Annotated in this window: 17 protein-coding genes; 15 read left to right on the forward strand and 2 right to left on the reverse strand. The window is 59.4% G+C overall.

What is annotated here, in order from left to right; translation table 11 throughout:
* Window positions 1–134: 134 nt before the first annotated feature.
* From Q8O29_RS17610 to Q8O29_RS17665, 12 genes are all read left to right on the forward strand, one after another.
* Window positions 135–1,514: an acyclic terpene utilization AtuA family protein gene (locus Q8O29_RS17610; RefSeq protein WP_371134269.1), complete on the forward strand. Its 1,380-nt coding sequence runs from the start codon at window positions 135–137 to the stop codon at window positions 1,512–1,514.
* 5 nt (window positions 1,515–1,519) lie between these two features.
* Window positions 1,520–1,822, forward strand: a complete 303-nt coding sequence (locus Q8O29_RS17615; protein ID WP_305565158.1) for a hypothetical protein — start codon at window positions 1,520–1,522, stop codon at window positions 1,820–1,822.
* A 48-nt stretch (window positions 1,823–1,870) separates the two neighbouring features.
* The gene (locus Q8O29_RS17620) at window positions 1,871–2,830 is read left to right on the forward strand and encodes a tripartite tricarboxylate transporter substrate binding protein (protein ID WP_305565160.1); all 960 of its coding nucleotides are present in this window, start codon (window positions 1,871–1,873) and stop codon (window positions 2,828–2,830) included.
* Between the two features lie 219 nt (window positions 2,831–3,049).
* A complete protein-coding gene (locus Q8O29_RS17625) occupies window positions 3,050–3,547 on the forward strand; it encodes a thioesterase family protein (RefSeq protein ID WP_305565162.1) in 498 nt (165 codons plus the stop codon).
* 56 nt (window positions 3,548–3,603) lie between these two features.
* Window positions 3,604–4,305: a TetR/AcrR family transcriptional regulator gene (locus tag Q8O29_RS17630; RefSeq protein WP_305565164.1), complete on the forward strand. Its 702-nt coding sequence runs from the start codon at window positions 3,604–3,606 to the stop codon at window positions 4,303–4,305.
* Between the two features lie 106 nt (window positions 4,306–4,411).
* Window positions 4,412–5,422 carry a TRAP transporter substrate-binding protein gene (locus Q8O29_RS17635; RefSeq protein ID WP_305565166.1) on the forward strand — a complete coding sequence of 337 codons (1,011 nt, stop codon included), beginning with the start codon at window positions 4,412–4,414 and terminating at the stop codon, window positions 5,420–5,422.
* 31 nt (window positions 5,423–5,453) lie between these two features.
* A complete protein-coding gene (locus Q8O29_RS17640) occupies window positions 5,454–6,359 on the forward strand; it encodes a shikimate dehydrogenase (RefSeq protein WP_305565168.1) in 906 nt (301 codons plus the stop codon).
* Complete coding sequence (locus Q8O29_RS17645; protein WP_305565170.1) at window positions 6,346–7,227, forward strand: VOC family protein; 882 nt, start codon at window positions 6,346–6,348, stop codon at window positions 7,225–7,227. Before Q8O29_RS17640 ends, Q8O29_RS17645 begins: the two co-directional genes overlap by 14 nt.
* A 15-nt stretch (window positions 7,228–7,242) precedes the next feature.
* The gene (locus Q8O29_RS17650) at window positions 7,243–8,109 is read left to right on the forward strand and encodes a sugar phosphate isomerase/epimerase (RefSeq protein ID WP_305565172.1); all 867 of its coding nucleotides are present in this window, start codon (window positions 7,243–7,245) and stop codon (window positions 8,107–8,109) included.
* Window positions 8,110–8,192: 83 nt separating this feature from the next.
* Window positions 8,193–8,762, forward strand: a complete 570-nt coding sequence (locus Q8O29_RS17655; protein ID WP_305565174.1) for a TRAP transporter small permease — start codon at window positions 8,193–8,195, stop codon at window positions 8,760–8,762.
* Window positions 8,759–10,039, forward strand: a complete 1,281-nt coding sequence (locus Q8O29_RS17660; protein ID WP_305565176.1) for a TRAP transporter large permease subunit — start codon at window positions 8,759–8,761, stop codon at window positions 10,037–10,039. Before Q8O29_RS17655 ends, Q8O29_RS17660 begins: the two co-directional genes overlap by 4 nt.
* Before the next feature lie 283 nt (window positions 10,040–10,322).
* A complete protein-coding gene (locus Q8O29_RS17665; protein ID WP_305565178.1) occupies window positions 10,323–10,601 on the forward strand; it encodes a hypothetical protein in 279 nt (92 codons plus the stop codon).
* A gap of 423 nt (window positions 10,602–11,024) precedes the next feature.
* Here the strand turns inward: Q8O29_RS17665 and Q8O29_RS17670 are convergent, their stop codons facing one another.
* On the reverse strand, window positions 11,025–11,258 hold the full coding sequence (locus Q8O29_RS17670; protein WP_305565180.1) for a hypothetical protein: 234 nt from the start codon (window positions 11,256–11,258) through the stop codon (window positions 11,025–11,027).
* Between the two features lie 143 nt (window positions 11,259–11,401).
* Between Q8O29_RS17670 and Q8O29_RS17675 the strand changes: the two genes are divergently transcribed.
* On the forward strand, window positions 11,402–13,108 hold the full coding sequence (locus Q8O29_RS17675; protein ID WP_305565182.1) for an ATP-dependent endonuclease: 1,707 nt from the start codon (window positions 11,402–11,404) through the stop codon (window positions 13,106–13,108).
* Window positions 13,101–14,534, forward strand: coding sequence for a UvrD-helicase domain-containing protein (locus Q8O29_RS17680; protein ID WP_305565184.1), 1,434 nt, complete (start codon window positions 13,101–13,103; stop codon window positions 14,532–14,534). The genes Q8O29_RS17675 and Q8O29_RS17680 overlap by 8 nt, the downstream gene beginning before the upstream one ends.
* A 62-nt stretch (window positions 14,535–14,596) precedes the next feature.
* Here Q8O29_RS17680 and Q8O29_RS17685 read toward each other — a convergent pair whose 3' ends face one another.
* The gene (locus Q8O29_RS17685) at window positions 14,597–15,676 is read right to left on the reverse strand and encodes a lipocalin-like domain-containing protein (protein WP_305565186.1); all 1,080 of its coding nucleotides are present in this window, start codon (window positions 15,674–15,676) and stop codon (window positions 14,597–14,599) included.
* 169 nt (window positions 15,677–15,845) lie between these two features.
* Between Q8O29_RS17685 and Q8O29_RS17690 the strand changes: the two genes are divergently transcribed.
* Window positions 15,846–16,283, forward strand: coding sequence for a universal stress protein (locus Q8O29_RS17690; protein WP_305565188.1), 438 nt, complete (start codon window positions 15,846–15,848; stop codon window positions 16,281–16,283).
* Window positions 16,284–16,483: the final 200 nt, after the last annotated feature.

Genomic DNA, 16,483 nt, shown 5'->3' on the forward strand with positions numbered 1-16,483 from the left:
TTTGTCATCCCGGACTCGATCCGAGAGCCATGTCGCCTGAGCCACTGTCGTCGCCCGCAACAACGGCGGGCCATTCAAGATTGAATTTACAGCTAGCTCTGCTTCCTTCATAGTTCGTCCTTGGCGACGCTGCCATGTTGAACTTGCAAGCCAGGACATCCGTGACCGACACCTCCCCCAAAACCATTCGCATCGGCGCCGGCGCCGGCTATTCGGGTGACCGCATTCCGCCCGCCGTCGAGTTGGCAGACAAGGGCGATCTCGACTATCTGGTGTTCGAGTGCCTGGCAGAGCGCACCATCGCCCTGGCGCAGCTTGAGCGCAGCCAGGACGCCCGTCTTGGCTTTGACCCCTTGCTCCGGGACCGCATGGAGGCAGTGCTGCTTTCATGCGCCAGCAAGGGCGTGAAGATCATCACCAACATGGGCGCTGCCAACCCCCAGGCAGCCGGCGAAGAAGTCATCAAAATCGCGCGCGAGCTGGGCCTGGCCCGCCTGAAGGTGGCGGTGGTTCACGGAGACGATGTGTTGCCGCTCATCCATGAGCAGGCGTTGACCATCATGGAAAGCGGCGCAGCGCTGCAGTCGCTGGGCAGCTCGGTGCTTTCAGCCAATGCCTACATCGGCGCCGAGGCGCTGGTAGAAGCACTTCAACGGGGTGCGGATGTGGTCATCACCGGTCGTGTGGCCGACCCCGCCCTGTTTCTTGCTCCGCTCATCCACGAGTTTGGCTGGTCCATGTCGGACTGGCAAAAAATGGGGCAGGGCACCGTTATCGGCCATCTGCTGGAGTGCGCGGGGCAAGTCACCGGTGGGTATTTTGCCGACCCGGGTTACCGCGACGTGCCCGACCTGGCCAATCTGGGCTTTCCCTTCGCAGAAGTGTCGGCAGAAGGGCACGCCATCATTACCAAAGTGGAAGGTTCGGGCGGTTGTGTCACCGTCGCCACCTGCACGGCGCAGCTTTTGTATGAGATTGAAGACCCCGCCAGCTACCTGCAACCCGACGTGGCGGCAGATTTTTCAGGCGTCACGCTGACCCAGGTGGCGCCCAACAGGGTGCGTGTTGAAGGCGCCACGGGCCGCCAGCGCCCGGCCAGCCTGAAAGTCACCGTGGGCCACCGCGACGGCTTTATCGGCGAGGGGCAAATCTCCTACGCTGGCCTGGGTGCGCAGGCGCGCGGCCAGCTTGCACTGGACGTGCTACGCCAGCGGCTGGACGCCTCAGGCATTCAGGCGCTGGACAGCCGTTATGAGCTGATTGGCGTGAATGCGATTCATGGCCCAAGCCTGGCCGCTGGTTATGAGCCCTACGAAGTCCGGGCCCGTGTGGCCATGCGTGTGACCACCCGCAAAGAGGCGGAACGTGTGGCCAACGAGGTAGAGGCGATGTACCTCAACGGTCCGGCCAGTGGTGGCGGTGTCACCAAGTCGGTCCGTGAGGTGATTGCTGCGGTGTCGGTGCTGGTGCCGCGCGATCTTGTCCGGACCAGCGTGACAACGATGGAGCTTTGAAACACATGCTGCTGCGCGACATTGCCCACTCCCGCACCGGAGACAAGGGAAACCGGTCCACCATTTCTGTCATTGCCTTCGACCTGAAGGACTTCGCCGCCATTGAACGCTGCATCACGGCCGAGCGTGTGCGCCAATACTATGGCGACATCGTCAAAGGCGATGTCGACCGTTATGTGCTGCCCCAGCTGGGTGCCTTAAACTTTGTTTTGCACGACGCGCTGGGCGGCGGCGTTACCCGGTCGCTGGCGCTGGACGCGCACGGCAAATGCCTGAGTTCGGCCATTCTCGGCATGTCGGTCGAATGAGTGCAAGTTGGTTTCGGTTTTTATAATTTTTATACAGGAGACAACACCATGAAGTGCAAGTCGATTCTTTTCCTGGCCCTGGCCAGCCTTTCTTTCACCGCTTTTGGCCAGGCCTTCCCGAACAAGCCGATCAAGGCCATCGTGCCGTTTGCTGCGGGCAGCGCCACCGACCAGATTGGCCGTGCTTTTGCAGCCAAGATGACGGAGACCCTGGGTCAGACCGTTGTGGTGGAGAACAAGCCCGGCGTCAACGGCATGCTGGGGGCAGACGCGGTGGCCAAGTCGGCACCTGACGGTTACACCATTCTCATCGGCACCAACAGCACCAACGCTGCCCTTAAAAGCCTGATGAAAACGCTGCCCTACAACCAGGACACCGCTTTCACACCGGTGGGTTACATAGGCTCGGTGCCGCTGATCGTCGCCGTCAACAACGACGTGCCCGCCAAAAACCTGCGTGAGCTGGTGGCCCTGGGTAAAACCAAGGCAGGCCACATCACCTCAGCCAGTGCCAGCACCTCGCAGCTTGTCTCTTCTGAAATGCTGGCCAGCATGACGGGCATTTCGTTCACCAGCGTGCCCTACAAAAGCGGCCCTGCCGCCATGACCGACCTCATTGGCGGCCAGGTGATGATGTTCACCGCCGACTTTGCCGTCATGTTGCCCCAGGTCAAAGGTGGCAAGATTCGTGGCCTGGCCGTGACATCGACCAAACGCTCACCGGCCATCCCCGAGCTGCCCACCGTCAACGAAGCCCTGGGCCTGAAAGACTACGAGCTGATCGCCTACTTTGCGGTGTTTGCACCGGCTGGCACACCGCCCGACATCGTCGCCAAGCTCAACCAGGCCGTCAATGCCGCCGCGCAAAGCAAAGACATCCAGGAAAAATTTTCGGCCATCGGTTTTGCGGTGGAGCCCGGCACGCCTGAAGCACTGGCCCAGCGCAACGCGATGGAAACCGTGAAGTGGGCCAAGGCCATCCGCGACGCGAAGATTGAGCCGCAATAAGCAAGCCGACTGACAAGGCGGCTGCGGGCCGCGTGTCAGAACCCTAACGGTCAGCGGGGCCTGATCAGCCGGACCCGGCCTCCAGTTTGCTATGTATTTGATAGCTGTTGCTGCAAATAGCGTAAGGGCTGGAGGCCTGAATTCCATATAAATTCAGACACCGGGCCCGGGGCGGGAGATACTTGACGGGTCAGCGCCACCCCGGCGCAGGAGCTGTTGATGTCAGGTCTGCTCAGAAATTTCTTGACCATTCTGTTTGCGCTGTGGCGCTACAACACGGCGCTGCCGCAGGCGCGCACATCGGCCCGCTTCTTCATCACGCCTTTTGACACCGGCATCGCCACACTCAAAAGCGACAAATACCTGCAACTCGCCGAGTCGGCGCAGGTCGATTACATGCTGCAGACCGGGCTCATCCAGAAAACACTGGCCAGCGGCTACAGCTTTGTCAACGCTGCGCAGATGGTCAAGTTCAGCCAGCCCATACGCCTGTTCATGCGGGTGAGGGTAGAGACCCAGGTGGTGTTTGCAGACAACCGGTGCGCCTGGTTCAGCCACGGCTTTTTTGTCGGGGAGGCCCGGCACGCCGAAGTGCTGGTGAAGATGAAGCTCAAAAACGGGCCGGTGACGGTAACGCCCGGCCTGTTGCTTGGCGCTTTTTCTGGCGAGCAGCCTCAGTGGATTCAGCGCTGGGAGGACACCCTGGCTGCCTTGTGATGACCCGTCCAGGGCGGCATCGCCGCCTGCACAAGGACTTCTTCTAAACTTCGGGCATGACCAGCAACAAAAAATCCGGCACACGGGCAGCTTCCCCTGCAAAAGCGACCGTGCCAGCTGGTCGAGCCCGTCGGGCGCCGGACCGGACCAACGATCCGCAGCGAACCAGCGCGGACATCATTGACATGGCCACGCGGGAGTTTGCAGAAAAAGGCCTGGCTGGTGGCCGGATCGATGTGATTGCTGAAACCACCCGCACCAGCAAGCGCATGATTTACTACTATTTTGGTAGCAAAGAGGGCTTGTACATCGCCGTACTGGAGCAGGCCTACAGCCGGATCCGGGCGATCGAGACACAGCTTCATCTGGAGGACCTGGAGCCGGAGCTGGCCCTGCGAAAGCTGGTGGAGTTCACGGTCGATTACCAGCTGGCCAACCCGGATTTCATCCGCCTGGTGATGAACGAGAACATCCACCGCGGCGAGTTCCTCGCGCAAAGCAAAACCATTCAGCAGCTCAACGTGCCTGCCATCAAGGCGGTCAGCGAGGTGTATGAACGCGGGGTCGCCCAGGGGGTTTTTCGTGCCGGGGTGGACCCGGTCGATCTGCACATGTCGATCAGCGCACTGAGTTTTTTCAACGTGTCCAATCACCATACTTTCTCGCTGATATTCAAGCGCGACCTCGAGTCCCGCGCCGCCGTCGCCGCGCGCCGCGCCAACATCGCCGAAATGGTGGTGCGCTTCGTCAACGCCTGAGGGCCGGGGCCTGTTTTCAAGGCCCGAGGGGAAACCCCGATGACACCAAACTAACTAGTTAGTACATTTTGGTCTCAAACAGGCACATCGCCACAGGAGACTCCGCATGAAACACACCTTTATCAAGGCTCTGGCCGTCATCGTCACCTTTGTTGCTGGCAGCGGCCTCGCTGCAGCGCAAGACATCAAAGAGCGCACGCTCAAAGTTGGTTTGCAGAACCCCAAGGGCCATCCGGCCGTGATGGGCGCAGAAAAACTGGCCGAAATTGTGGCCGCCAAATCCGGCGGCAAAATCAAACTCAATCTGTTTCCCGGCGGCGTCCTGGGCGGGGACGCGCAGACTGTGTCGGCCGTACAGGGCGGCACGGTCGAGATGACCATCCTCAACTCGGGCATCCTCGCGGCGCAGGTCAAAGAGTTTGCGGTGTACGACTTTCCCTTTCTGTTCACCACGGCGCGCGAAGCCGATGCCATTGTGGACGGGCCTTTCGGCTCGTCACTGCATGCCAAGCTGGCTGAAAAAGGCATCGTCGGGCTGGCCTACTGGGAGCTCGGTTTCCGCAACGTGACCAACAGCCGTCGGCCGATTGTCAAGGTGGAAGACCTCGCCGGCCTGAAGTTGCGCGTGATCCCGAATCCGATCAACATCGACTGGGTCAAGGCACTCGACGCCAACCCGACACCACTGGCCTTTCCGGAGCTGTATGCCGCGCTTGAGCAAAAAGCCGTGGACGGGCAGGAAAACCCAATTAGCGTCATCCTGTCCAACCGCTTCGCTGAAGTCCAGAAACACCTGGCCCTCACCAACCACCAGTACAACCCGCAGTCGGTGATCTTGAGCAAGAAGGTCTGGGACACCATGAGCGCTGCTGAAAAACAGATACTGCAGGATGCGGCCCTTGAGGCCGGCAAATACCAGCGCGCGGTATCGCGCGAGCTGGCAGCGTCGCAGCTGGACCAGCTGAAGAAAGCCGGCATGCTGGTGAGCGAGCTGGCGCCCGCCGAGCAAGCCAAGCTGCGCGAAAAGATGAAGCCGGTGATCGACAAATACGCGGCCAGCGTCGGCGAAAGCACCGTCAAGGACCTGATGGGCGAACTGGCCAAGCTGCGCAAGTAAAGTGGGGGCAACGGTCGCCGCTGAGGTACCCATGGGCGCTGTCGATTTCACCGAACCGCCAGAGACCCGCATGCTGGCTGGCCTCATCGGCACCGGCATCAGGCGCTCGCTCACGCCGGTGATGCAGGAGGCCGAGGCCCGCCACCATGGGATACGTCTTCATTACCAACTGATCGATCTGCATGAGCCGGCGCGCGCCATTGCCATGCTGCCGCAGGTTCTCGAAGCGGCCCGGGCGATGGGTTTTGCCGGATTGAATGTGACCTATCCCTGCAAGCAGGCTGTCTTGCCTTACCTGGATGAGCTGTCACCAGAGGCTGCGGCCATGGGCGCCGTCAACACCGTGGTGTTGCGGGACGGCCGCCTGATCGGCCACAACACCGATGGCTCGGGCTGGCGCTGGGGTTTCCAGCGTGCGTTGCCTGAGGCCGGGCTGAGCCGGGTAGTCCTGCTTGGTGCGGGCGGTGCCGGTTCGGCCATTGCGCATGCGGTGTTACGCATGGGGGCGGGCGAACTCCTCATTGTTGACCCGGACACCTCCCGCGCCGGCAAACTGGCGGCTGCGCTGAACACCATGTACGGCGCGCGCAGCCAGGCGGTGCCGGATGCCGAAGGCGCGCTCAAAGGCGCATCTGGCCTGATCCACGCCACGCCCACCGGCATGGACAAGTTGCCCGGCATGCCGCTGTCGGCCCGGCTGCTGCGGCCCGACCTGTGGGTGGCTGAAATTGTGTACTTCCCGCTGGAGACCGAATTGCTGCGCCAGGCGCGCGCCTGCGGATGCCAGGTGGTCGATGGCGGCACCATGGCGGTGGGCCAGGCCATCGGTGCTTTTGAGCTGTTGACCGGCCGACAGGCCAGCCCCCAGCGCATGGAGGCGCACTTCCGCCAACTGGTGGCGCCCGACAAAATCAGGGCTGCGCATGAACCCGCTTGATGCCGGCCGCGAGGCGCTGCCCGAGTTGCCCAACCCGCTGGGGTTTTCCGGCATCGAATTCATCGAATACGCGACGCCCAGGCCGCAGGCCCTGGGGGAGGTTCTTGAGCTGATGGGCTTCAGGCCGGTGGCGCGCCACCGCTCGCGCGAGGTCATCCTTTACCGCCAGGGCGCGATGAACCTGCTGGTCAACGCGCACCCGGACGATGCGCGCGTGAGCGCATCGGAAGGTGGCCACCCGGCCCTGTCGGCGGTTGCCTTCCGGGTCCGCGATGCGCGCAAAGCCCACGCGCAGTGCGTAGAGCGGGGCGCCTGGGATGTGCCCGCCCATGCGCAGGCGATGGAGCTCAACATTCCGGCGATCCATGGCCCGGGTGGCTGCCGCTTTTACTTTGTGGATCGGCATGAGGATTTTTCGATTTACGACATCGACTTCAGGCCCATTCCCACGGTGGATTCCTCTCCGCCGGCGCTTGCCGGTCTCGACTACTTCGGCCTGGTCCAGTACATCAACCTGTACCGCAGCGACGAGTGGACCGCGTTCTACCGCGAGATGTTTGGTTTTGTGCCCATCCCCGATCAGGAGCGCTTCGGCATCATGCCCAAGGGCAAGCTCTTGCGCAGCCCTTGCGGCCAGTTCATGTGGCAACTGGTCGAGCCTGATCCGATGATGGAAGCCGACAGCACACCCGAATCCCTGCGCCGTATCGGCCTGGGTGCGCCCGACGTGCATGCCGCGGTTGCCGTCTTGCGTGCCCGCGGGGTGGCGTTTGTCGAATCAGAAAAACTGCATCCCGAGGACCACGGCGCGCTGACGCAGACCTTGCTTGGCTCGGTCACGTTCGAGCTGGTGCGCCGCAGCGCCTGAGCCAGCCGGGCCGATATGAAACTCACCGATGGTTTTGGGATGGACACCATCACGCTGGCCGGGCCGCTGGAGGCCAAGCTGGCTGCCATCCGCCGCGCGGGTTTCTCGCAGGTCATGCTCAATGCTCGCGACCTCGTGGGCCATCCGCAAGGCTGGGAGGCTGCGGTTGATGCGGTCCGGCAAAGCGGGTTGCGGCCCACGGGTTTTCAGGTGCTGCGCGACTTCGAGGGCCTGTCGGGCCACCTGCATGCCTACAAGGTGGACATTGCCAAAGCCATGCTGCAGATGTGCGCGGCGCTCGGAAGCCGCGTCCTGCTGGCCTGTTCATCCACTTCTGCCCATGCCACCGATGCGCCTGACGAACTGGCGCGCGACCTGCGCAAACTGGCCATGCTGGCGCTGCCGCATGACATCCGCATTGCCTACGAAGGCCTGTCCTGGGGCCGCGTGATCAACGAGTACACCAGCGCCTGGGACATCGTGGAGCGCGCCGATTGCCCGAATCTCGGCGTGGGCCTGGATTCATTTCATATCTTTGCTGCCAAGACGCCGCTGGACGCCATCGCCGACATCGACCCGGCGCGCATTTTTCTGGTGCAGCTGTCGGATTTCATGTGGCACGAAACCCCCACGTTTGAAGACCGCATGACCACGGCCCGCACCTTCCGCGTGTTTCCGGGGGAGGGCGTGCACAGTGAGCAGCTCGCCGACCTGGTGTTGCGGCTGCAGCGCACCGGCTACCGAGGTGACTACAGCTTTGAAGTTTTCAACGACGACTACCAGCAACTGCCGCTGCCGCTGGTGGCCGAGCGCGCGCGCCGCAGCGCCTTGTGGCTGGCTGAAGACGTGCTGCACCTGCCCACGCCGCTGCCGGCGTACTGAGGCATCATGTCCATCATGATCGACACAAGCCATGAAGCGTGCAGCCACCAGCGCCAGGTCAGCCGCGCCAACCAGGAGACAGCGTGACACACATCATTGACCGGATCAGCAAGTTTCTGGAGTTCCTCATTGCCCTGGGCCTGGCCCTGATGGTGGTTCTGGTCTTTGGCAATGTGGTGCTGCGTTATGGCTTCAACTCCGGCATCACCGTGTCGGAAGAGGTCTCGCGCTGGCTGTTTATCTGGGGCACCTTTCTGGGTGCCATTGTTGCACTGCGTGAGCACGGCCACCTGGGCGTGGACCTGGTGGTCAGCCGTTTGCCGGCCTGGGGAAAAAAGCTCTGCCTGGTGGTGGGGCACCTGGTCATGATGGGCATCGTCATCCTGCTGTTCAAGGGAAGCCTTGACCAGTCCCGGATCAACTGGGATGTATCGGCACCGACCACCGGCTTTTCCATGGCGATTGTGTCGTCCGTGGGTTGTGTGTTTGCGGTGCTGGCCATGCCCCTGCTGCTGTTTGACCTGTGGCGCATCGTCACGGGCCAGCTGTCTGACGACGAACTGGTCATGATCCAGGAGTCCGAAGAGGCCGTGCAACTGCAGCAGTTGCTGGCCAGTGCCGCAGCACCCGTCAAAGGGGGCGCTGCACCATGACCATTGTTGTTTTTATCGGCTCCCTGCTGTTGGCCATGGCCATTGGCATCCCGATTGCGTTTGCCTTGCTGGCCAGTGGCCTGGCCCTGATGTGGCACCTGGACTTGTTTGACGCGCAGATTCTGGCGCAGAACCTGATAGGCGGTGCAGACAGCTTCCCCTTGCTGGCTGTGCCCTTCTTCATGCTGGCCGGCGAGATCATGAATGTGGGCGGCCTGTCGCGCCGCATTGTCAACCTGGCGCTGGCGCTGGTCGGCCACGTCAAGGGCGGGCTGGGCTACGTGACCATCATGGCGGGCTGCCTGCTGTCGGCACTGTCGGGTTCTGCGGTGGCAGATGCGGCCGCCCTGACCGCGTTGCTGCTGCCCATGATGGTCAAGGCCGGCCATGACAAGGCCAGAGCCGGCGGCCTGATTGCTGCTGTGGGTGTGATCGGGCCAGTGATCCCGCCCAGCATCGGGCTGGTGATTTTTGGTGTGGCCGCCAATGTGTCCATCTCCAAACTTTTCATGGCGGCCATCGTGCCCGGCCTGCTCATTGGTGGCGCCCTCTGGGTCACCTGGGCATGGCTGGTCAGAAGCGAGGCGATTGTGCCGCCGCCACGCAAATCATTGGCAGAAGTTGCCACCGCTTTCCGCCAGGCCACCTGGGCCCTGGTGTTGCCGGTGATCATTCTGGTCGGTTTGCGCATGGGCATATTCACACCGACCGAGGCGGCCGTGGTTGCCGCGGTGTATGCGCTTTTTGTATCCACCGTGATCTACCGTGAACTGACGTGGAAGCAGCTGTATGCGGTATTTGTAGCATCGGCCAAAACCAGCGCGATTGTGATGTTTCTCATCGCCGCCGCCATGGTCAGCGCCTGGCTGATCACGGTTGCCAACCTGCCAGGCATGATTGTGGACTTGCTCAAGCCCGTCATGGACAGGCCTATCCTGCTGATGGCAGCAATCATGGTGCTGGTCATGGTGGTGGGCACGGCCATGGACATGACGCCAACCATCCTGATCCTGACGCCGGTGCTGATGCCTGTGGTCAGAGAGGCCGGCATTGACCCGGTTTACTTCGGCGTCATGTTCATCATCAACAACTCCATAGGCTTGGTGACCCCGCCTGTTGGCACGGTGCTCAACGTGGTGGCCGGTGTTGGCAAGATGAAGATGGACGACGTCACCCGTGGCGTGTTGCCCTTTATGGCGGCCGAGTTTGCGGTGATGTTTCTGATGGTGGCCTTTCCCTGGCTGGTCACCGTGCCGGCGAAGTGGTTCAGCGGCTAGGGTCGCTGAACTTGCCTGGGCTTTGGGTCCAAAGGGTGTGGGCTTTTCTTCCAGGCACACCACGCTGCCACGGCATGCGTGTGTTGGTGTTGCCGCGTGGTGCAAAGCCTGGCTAACACAGCAGGGCGCACCGTGCAATCACCGGTTCGGGCGATTTTTGGCCGGCACAGCTTGCAGCAACAATGACTTGCCGTCACCCGCCCATTCTGGTGGCCACGGTGGGACTGCGACAAGCCACTTCATCCAAGACCATCGCAGTCCCCATTTTTGAAAGCATGGCTGTATGAAGCGTCTGTTCATGGGGTTGGTGGTGTTGCTGGGCCTGGTATCCCCAGCTGTTTGGGCCGACAAGGGCGTAAAGGACGAAACGGTCCAGATGGCACCTTCCAAAGCTATGGCCTGTGACAACGCGCGCGGACTGGCCGAAAAGAAGGCGATCCGCGCCTGTCGCACCCGCGAGGCGATCATGTCGTATCAGGAATCGGAATGCAAATTTACAGACATGGGCAAGAACTGGGCTGCCACTGTCAAAACACATGTGTTTTGTGCGCCGCGCAAATAGCGCAAAAAATCTGGCACGCGGGTGGATACAGCCGCATAAGCGGCGCGCCTGCTAGCCGGACCGGCGAACCGGCCAAACTCACTATCGGCTATATGTAGTTATCGATTGTTAGCGGTGACGACTGATTTGAGGCCAAAGAGGCCATCGGAACCGGCGGGTTGCTGGTCGGCGAGGACTACATTGCAGCTACTTTTTCTGGTGCCCGGGCTATTCGGATAACCTAGCTCGAGCTTGCTCGATAGCGCGTGCCGAAAATTTTTCCGGGAAACGCAGCACTAGCCTCTCCCACAAAAATTCGTCCAGTCCGGCATCGATCATCTCTTGGAAGCCGTCGGTCGGTTGGGCTCTGCATACGGTATCGTCCACCGTTGCGACGATGTCACCGTTTCGGTTGTCAATGACTCTGCGGGTGTAGTTGGCGCGTCAATGTTGCTTTCCTTGCGACCGACGGTATTCCTCGATGGCGTAGATCCCGTTCCACGCTTCGACGTCAACTTGGCTCGTTGAGCCGTGCTGGGCGGCTTGAAGGACGATCTTCTTCTTCCGCGCCAACAGGGCAAGTTGGCCGTTGTCAACCCCTATGGCGTTTCCAATCAGGTTGTCGCAGTCAGCTAGCGTCTTCGCCATATCCACATACTCTTGATCGGTCTTTGCCATTTGAGCTTCTCCGTAGTTGCGAACCAGTCGGGGATGATCCTCATATGAAGGTGGTACGACTGGCAGTTTGAGAGAATAATCGCTTCTGGGCTTTAGGAATAGGTTGAACTCAATCACAAATAGACATCAGGAGGACTCGGGCCATGAAAATCAGAAAAATATCAATCAAGAACTTTCGCGGAGTCAAGGAGCTTGAATGGAGTCTGCCAACGGCAGATATTTTTTGCTTGATCGGTAAAGGCGATTCTTCCAAGTCCACCATTCTGGAAGCGATTCGGTATGCTTTCTATCCTCACTGGAATCTCACACTTAACGACGCCGATTTTTTCCAATGCAAAATCGAAAACACCATCGTGATTGAAATATCAATTGGTGAGCTGATTGAAGAGTTCTGCTCTTTGAATAAATATGGGAATTGTCTGCGGGGGTGGGACACAAAGACGCTTAAGCTCACAGATGAGCCGGATGACGACCTCGAACCCATTCTGACGATACGATTTACTGTTGGGAAAGAACTAGAACCTAAATGGGTTGCTTTCTGTGATCGCAATCCTGAAGGAGTGCCGTTCAAGCAACCCGACAGAGACAAGGTCAGTGTTGGATTGATTGGTGCCTATAGTGAAAGGCAACTTTCATGGGCTACTGGAACGGCGTTAGCCAAGCTCACCGAAGCCCAAAGCTTGAATGAACTTCTGGCAAATGCTTCCAGAACGGCCCGAATATCCCTTGATGTTGACCGCCCTGTCACTCTGAAGAACTTCGACGCCGCTGCCGAGAAGTCGCAGGGGATAGCGAAGCTTCTTGGTGTTCCCGTGCTGGATACTTACAAGGCTCATCTAGACTTAAGTTCTATCAACCTGAAAGTTGGTGGATTGGCTCTTCATGACGGCGACATTCCCTTGCGTCAGTTGGGGTTGGGATCGCGGAGAATGCTCCTGTGCGGCATTCAAAAAATGGGACTCGAAGAAGGTCACATAACCCTCTTTGATGAGGTTGAGTTCGGGCTGGAGCCTCATCGCATTTCCAGGCTTCTCAAGCATGTGCGAGAAGACAAGCGTGGGCAGTATTTCCTCACCACGCATTCGCCCGTCGTTCTGCGAGAGCTCACCGTCAAGGAGCTTTATATCGTCCATAACAAGGCAGGTGTAGTTCAGATCATTTCGGCTGCCTCGGAGAGCCTCAAGGAACACGAGGTTCAAGGGAAGATTCGGTCCAGCACTGAAGCGTTTTTGGCAAAAAAGGTCCTCGTTTGTGAGGGGGCCACGGAAGTCGGCTTCCTGAGAGGCTTTGACGACTACCAGATAGGGAAGGGCAAAGATTCGTTCTCATACCACGGCCTTTCACTGCTCAATGCGGCGGGCGGCAGCAAGGTCAAAGCATTGGCAAAAGCATTCAAGTCGCTCTGCTATGAGGTGGCGGTGCTGGCCGACGCTGACGCCGACGACCAGTTCTCACCGGCTGACGTAGCCGATCTCGTTGCCCTTGGAATTCCCGTAACTGTCTGGGACGGGAAGCTGTCTTTGGAAGAAAGAGTATTTCAGGACTTGCCATGGCCTAGCGTGATAGCAAGCGTCAAGCTTGCGCAAGACGTTTTGAGCTTCGCAGCGTACGACCAGGTGCGTTCACGATTCATGGCCGACTTGGATAAGGATATCGGTCAGTGGGTAGAGAGCCAAAAGCTGCGAATAGACATTGGCTTGGCGGCCAAGACGGCAGGTTGGTTCAAGGATACAACCAGAGGTGATCAGTGGTTCAAGACGTTGATTCCGGCCTTTGCGAGCGCAGATTTTGCCAAGAAAGACATAGGCGTAAAGCTGGGGAAACTCTGGACTTGGGCGGAAAATGTCTGAGGGACTTGCAATCAAATTGGGCGAATGCACGACCAAGGGATATGTCATAGCTCCTGCTGGATATGGCAAGACGCACTTGATTGCCATGGCGGTGAAAGCTGCCAACCATCGTCAGTTGATCTTGACCCACACGTTTGCCGGCGTGAATTCAATCAAGACGAAGATGAGTACCCTCGGTGTGCCATCGTCCAAGTACCAGATCGATACGATTGCCAGTTGGTCCCTTCGTCTGTGCCTAGCCTACCCGAAGACTTCGGGTTGGAAGATTGAGAACCCAACGAGCAAGCAATGGGCGAAGCTCTACGAGTGTTGTTCAGTGTTGCTTGGCAAAGAGTTCATCGGCCATGTCCTGAAATCCACCTACGCTGGCGTGTATGTCGACGAGTACCAGGACTGCTCTGACCTTCAGCATGCCCTTGTGTGTGCTTTGGCCCACTTTCTACCAAGCCGCATCCTCGGTGATCCGATGCAGGCCATTTTTGAATTTGACGACGGCAAGCCGGTGGACTGGCACGTCAACGTGTATCCGCACTTCAAATGCCTGGGTCAGTTGGAAAAGCCGTGGCGCTGGGACAATGCCGGAGAGCCAAAGCTTGGTGCTTGGCTGAAGGCTGTGAGAGAGAGCTTGGAACAAGGCCAAAAGATTGACCTCATCAATGGTGTGCCTGCCAGCGTCAAGCGCACCTACACCGATCCGCAGTATTTGGCTAACAAGCAGTATTCGTCTCTTTGCGATCTGTTGGGGAACAACGCTTCCGTCATCGCTCTGCATGGCGGTGATCAGGAATCAAAGAACAAGACGCATCTTCTTGCAAGAACGATGGCTGGACGGTTTTCTTCCATTGAAGAGGTGGAGGGAAAGGCTCTCTTCACGTTCGTCAAGAAGCTTGATGTGGCGACGACAGCCAAGGGTCGCTTCCTTCTTGTGTTGGACTTTGCCAAAAAGTGCTTCACTGCGGTTGATAAGACTCTGACGGCAGGCACCAAGCTTGGCAATATCGCCAAGGAAACGAAGGCGACGAAATACCCTTTGCTGCTTGAGGCGGCCAATCTGTATCTCTCTGCTCCGACGAGCAAGAACCTCAGAGCCTTCGTTTTGATGCTGAAAGCCAACCCTGAGACTTCAGCCTACCGGCGAGATTTGCTCTACCGCTTCTTGAACGTCTTGAAGTTGCACATAGACGGTGAAGGGGCGACTCTCGTTCAGTCGGCACATCTGTATCAGCGTGAGATGAGGCATACGGGGGGGCCAATTAGCCATAGAAAACTCATAGGCACTACCTTGCTTGTGAAAGGTCTGGAATACGACCATGCGGTGATTCTGGATGCCGATTCGCTGGGCGCTAAGGATCTCTATGTGGCAATGACTCGGGGGTCAAAGTCCCTCACTATCATTTTGACGGGCAAGCCACTCCCAGTCGTTTGAATAGCGAATTTAATTAACTATCGATAAGTACATATTGCCGTTATCAGCCGATGGAGACCCCATCACAACCTCAACACCGCCGCATACCCCGTCATCTCCAGATACCCGCGCCCCACACGTTTACCGTTGCTGTCTATCAGCTCGCTCAGGCCTTCCCAGTAAATCGCGCCGGTTGATTGGCGGCTGTCGAGCTCCTGATTGTCGATGACGGCGCGCACGGTGTAGATGCCGGCGGGTGTGCGGACTGTCCACTCAACCGGGTAGCTGGCCTGGCTCAGCGGGCTTTTCCAGCGGCGTTGCGGCTTGAAGATCACTTCGCCGCGGCTGAAAGGGGAAACATCCCCTTTGGCCGGACGGAATGAGCCGCCGTCCCACAGCGCATTGCCGTCCTTGTCGCGCAGGCGGAAGGCGGTCAGTGCGCTGCCGTCGTCGAGGTTCATGCCTATCCAGTCCCAGCCCACGGCGCTCGGGTGCAGCAGTTCCTGGCTCCACTCGTGGTCCAGCCAGGCCTTGCCGCTGACTTCAAAGGTCTGGCCTTTGAGCTGCAGGCTGCCACGCGTGGCAAGCTGCGGACGGCTGTAGTAATAACTCGCCTGTTTGTCGTCCGGCCCTTTGCGCGACAGGCCCTGTTGGCCTTGCAGCAGCACCGGCTGGGTGTCGGTGAATTGCAGGTTCAGCGCAAAGTCGGCCGCTGGCAGCCGGGCCGTGTGGGTTGTGCCCTGACTTTGCAGTGTCCAGTCGCGCAGCTTGAGGGCCATGGCTTGCATGCTGGCGCTGGCAATGTCGAAACCCTCGCGCGCGATGCGCTGGTCGTGCCAGAGCTTGTTGCCCCGCACATCGGTGATGGCGGCGTGCGCAAAAATCAGTTGTTTGGCGGCGAACTTCGAGGTCATGGCCTGCGTGCCGTCCACGCGCGAGCGGAAGAAAGTCAGTTGGAAACCAAAAGTACGCGTACCGGCGCTGGCAAAACCGGTGATGTACCACCACTCGGTGCGAAAGTCCGGGTGTGCACCAAAATCGCGCGGAAACTGCAATGGCTTTGCAGGCAGGGCCAGTGCGCTGCCGGCGGCGCTGAGCAGGCCCGCAGCGCCGCCGGCCAGCAGCAGGTGGCGGCGAAGGGCGGACGGCAGCAAGGCGTGCATGAGCAGATTCTCGCAGTTTGGGACCCTCTGCCTGACTCCCGCCGCGCTCGGCGGGAGTCAGGCAGAGGGTCCCGAGGACTATCCCGCCTTGCACACCGGCCATGGAGCGTCTATCCTTTGAAGCATCTTTTCACCGCATACGCTGGTGCCCACCCTGGAGATCAACACCATGTACAAGAACATATTGCTGGCTTACGACGGTTCCAAATCCGGGCAGAAGGCCCTGCTCGATTGCCGCGACCTGGCGCAGTGGAGCCAGGCCTCGCTGACACTGATTGCTGTCACGCCGCTGTACATGGACCTGATTGGTGTGGAGGGCGGTGTCTACGACCGCAGCCTGGCCGAAGCCGAGAAGGAAAAGTACAAAAACATCCTCGACGAGGGTCTGAGCCAGCTCGCGGTTTCCGGCCACCAGGCCACGGGCGAGGTGCTGCTCGGTGAAACTGTTGACGAGATTGCCAAGTACGCCGGCAAGATCGGCGCCGATCTGATTGTGGTCGGTCACCGGCACCTGGACGGCTGGGCCGCACGCTGGTGGCGTGGCTCGGTGTCGAAATCACTGATTGAAAGCGCACCCTGCAGTGTGCTGGTCGTCATTACCCACTGAGCTTGTTGACAAGTGCGGTGCAGGCTTCGACAGGCTCCCAGTAGTTCGTTCCAACAATAAAGTTACATAATAGCAGATAATTGCCATAATTCATTTGCAACTCTTGACGGAGGCGGATTATGGCAAGGAAATCTGGACGTGCGGCACTGATTCTTTCTCAGGCGCAGGAAGCGATGCTCAAGGAATTGGCAGGATCGAGA

Origin of the sequence: Polaromonas sp. (assembly GCF_030689685.1) — a bacterium.
Lineage (GTDB): Bacteria > Pseudomonadota > Gammaproteobacteria > Burkholderiales > Burkholderiaceae_C > Polaromonas.

Bases quoted from the DNA above. Each gene is read 5' to 3' on its own strand.
- Q8O29_RS17680 (WP_305565184.1), top strand. From the start codon at position 13,101: ATGTCTGAGGGACTTGCAATCAAATTGGGCGAATGCACGACCAAGGGA.
- Q8O29_RS17635 (WP_305565166.1), top strand. From the start codon at position 4,412: ATGAAACACACCTTTATCAAGGCTCTGGCCGTCATCGTCACCTTTGTT.
- Q8O29_RS17660 (WP_305565176.1), top strand. From the start codon at position 8,759: ATGACCATTGTTGTTTTTATCGGCTCCCTGCTGTTGGCCATGGCCATT.
- Q8O29_RS17665 (WP_305565178.1), top strand. From the start codon at position 10,323: ATGAAGCGTCTGTTCATGGGGTTGGTGGTGTTGCTGGGCCTGGTATCC.
- Q8O29_RS17640 (WP_305565168.1), top strand. From the start codon at position 5,454: ATGGGCGCTGTCGATTTCACCGAACCGCCAGAGACCCGCATGCTGGCT.
- Q8O29_RS17615 (WP_305565158.1), top strand. From the start codon at position 1,520: ATGCTGCTGCGCGACATTGCCCACTCCCGCACCGGAGACAAGGGAAAC.
- Q8O29_RS17675 (WP_305565182.1), top strand. From the start codon at position 11,402: ATGAAAATCAGAAAAATATCAATCAAGAACTTTCGCGGAGTCAAGGAG.
- Q8O29_RS17630 (WP_305565164.1), top strand. From the start codon at position 3,604: ATGACCAGCAACAAAAAATCCGGCACACGGGCAGCTTCCCCTGCAAAA.
- Q8O29_RS17690 (WP_305565188.1), top strand. From the start codon at position 15,846: ATGTACAAGAACATATTGCTGGCTTACGACGGTTCCAAATCCGGGCAG.
- Q8O29_RS17650 (WP_305565172.1), top strand. From the start codon at position 7,243: ATGAAACTCACCGATGGTTTTGGGATGGACACCATCACGCTGGCCGGG.
- Q8O29_RS17670 (WP_305565180.1), bottom strand. From the start codon at position 11,258: ATGGCAAAGACCGATCAAGAGTATGTGGATATGGCGAAGACGCTAGCT.
- Q8O29_RS17645 (WP_305565170.1), top strand. From the start codon at position 6,346: ATGAACCCGCTTGATGCCGGCCGCGAGGCGCTGCCCGAGTTGCCCAAC.
- Q8O29_RS17610 (WP_371134269.1), top strand. From the start codon at position 135: ATGTTGAACTTGCAAGCCAGGACATCCGTGACCGACACCTCCCCCAAA.
- Q8O29_RS17685 (WP_305565186.1), bottom strand. From the start codon at position 15,676: ATGCACGCCTTGCTGCCGTCCGCCCTTCGCCGCCACCTGCTGCTGGCC.
- Q8O29_RS17625 (WP_305565162.1), top strand. From the start codon at position 3,050: ATGTCAGGTCTGCTCAGAAATTTCTTGACCATTCTGTTTGCGCTGTGG.
- Q8O29_RS17620 (WP_305565160.1), top strand. From the start codon at position 1,871: ATGAAGTGCAAGTCGATTCTTTTCCTGGCCCTGGCCAGCCTTTCTTTC.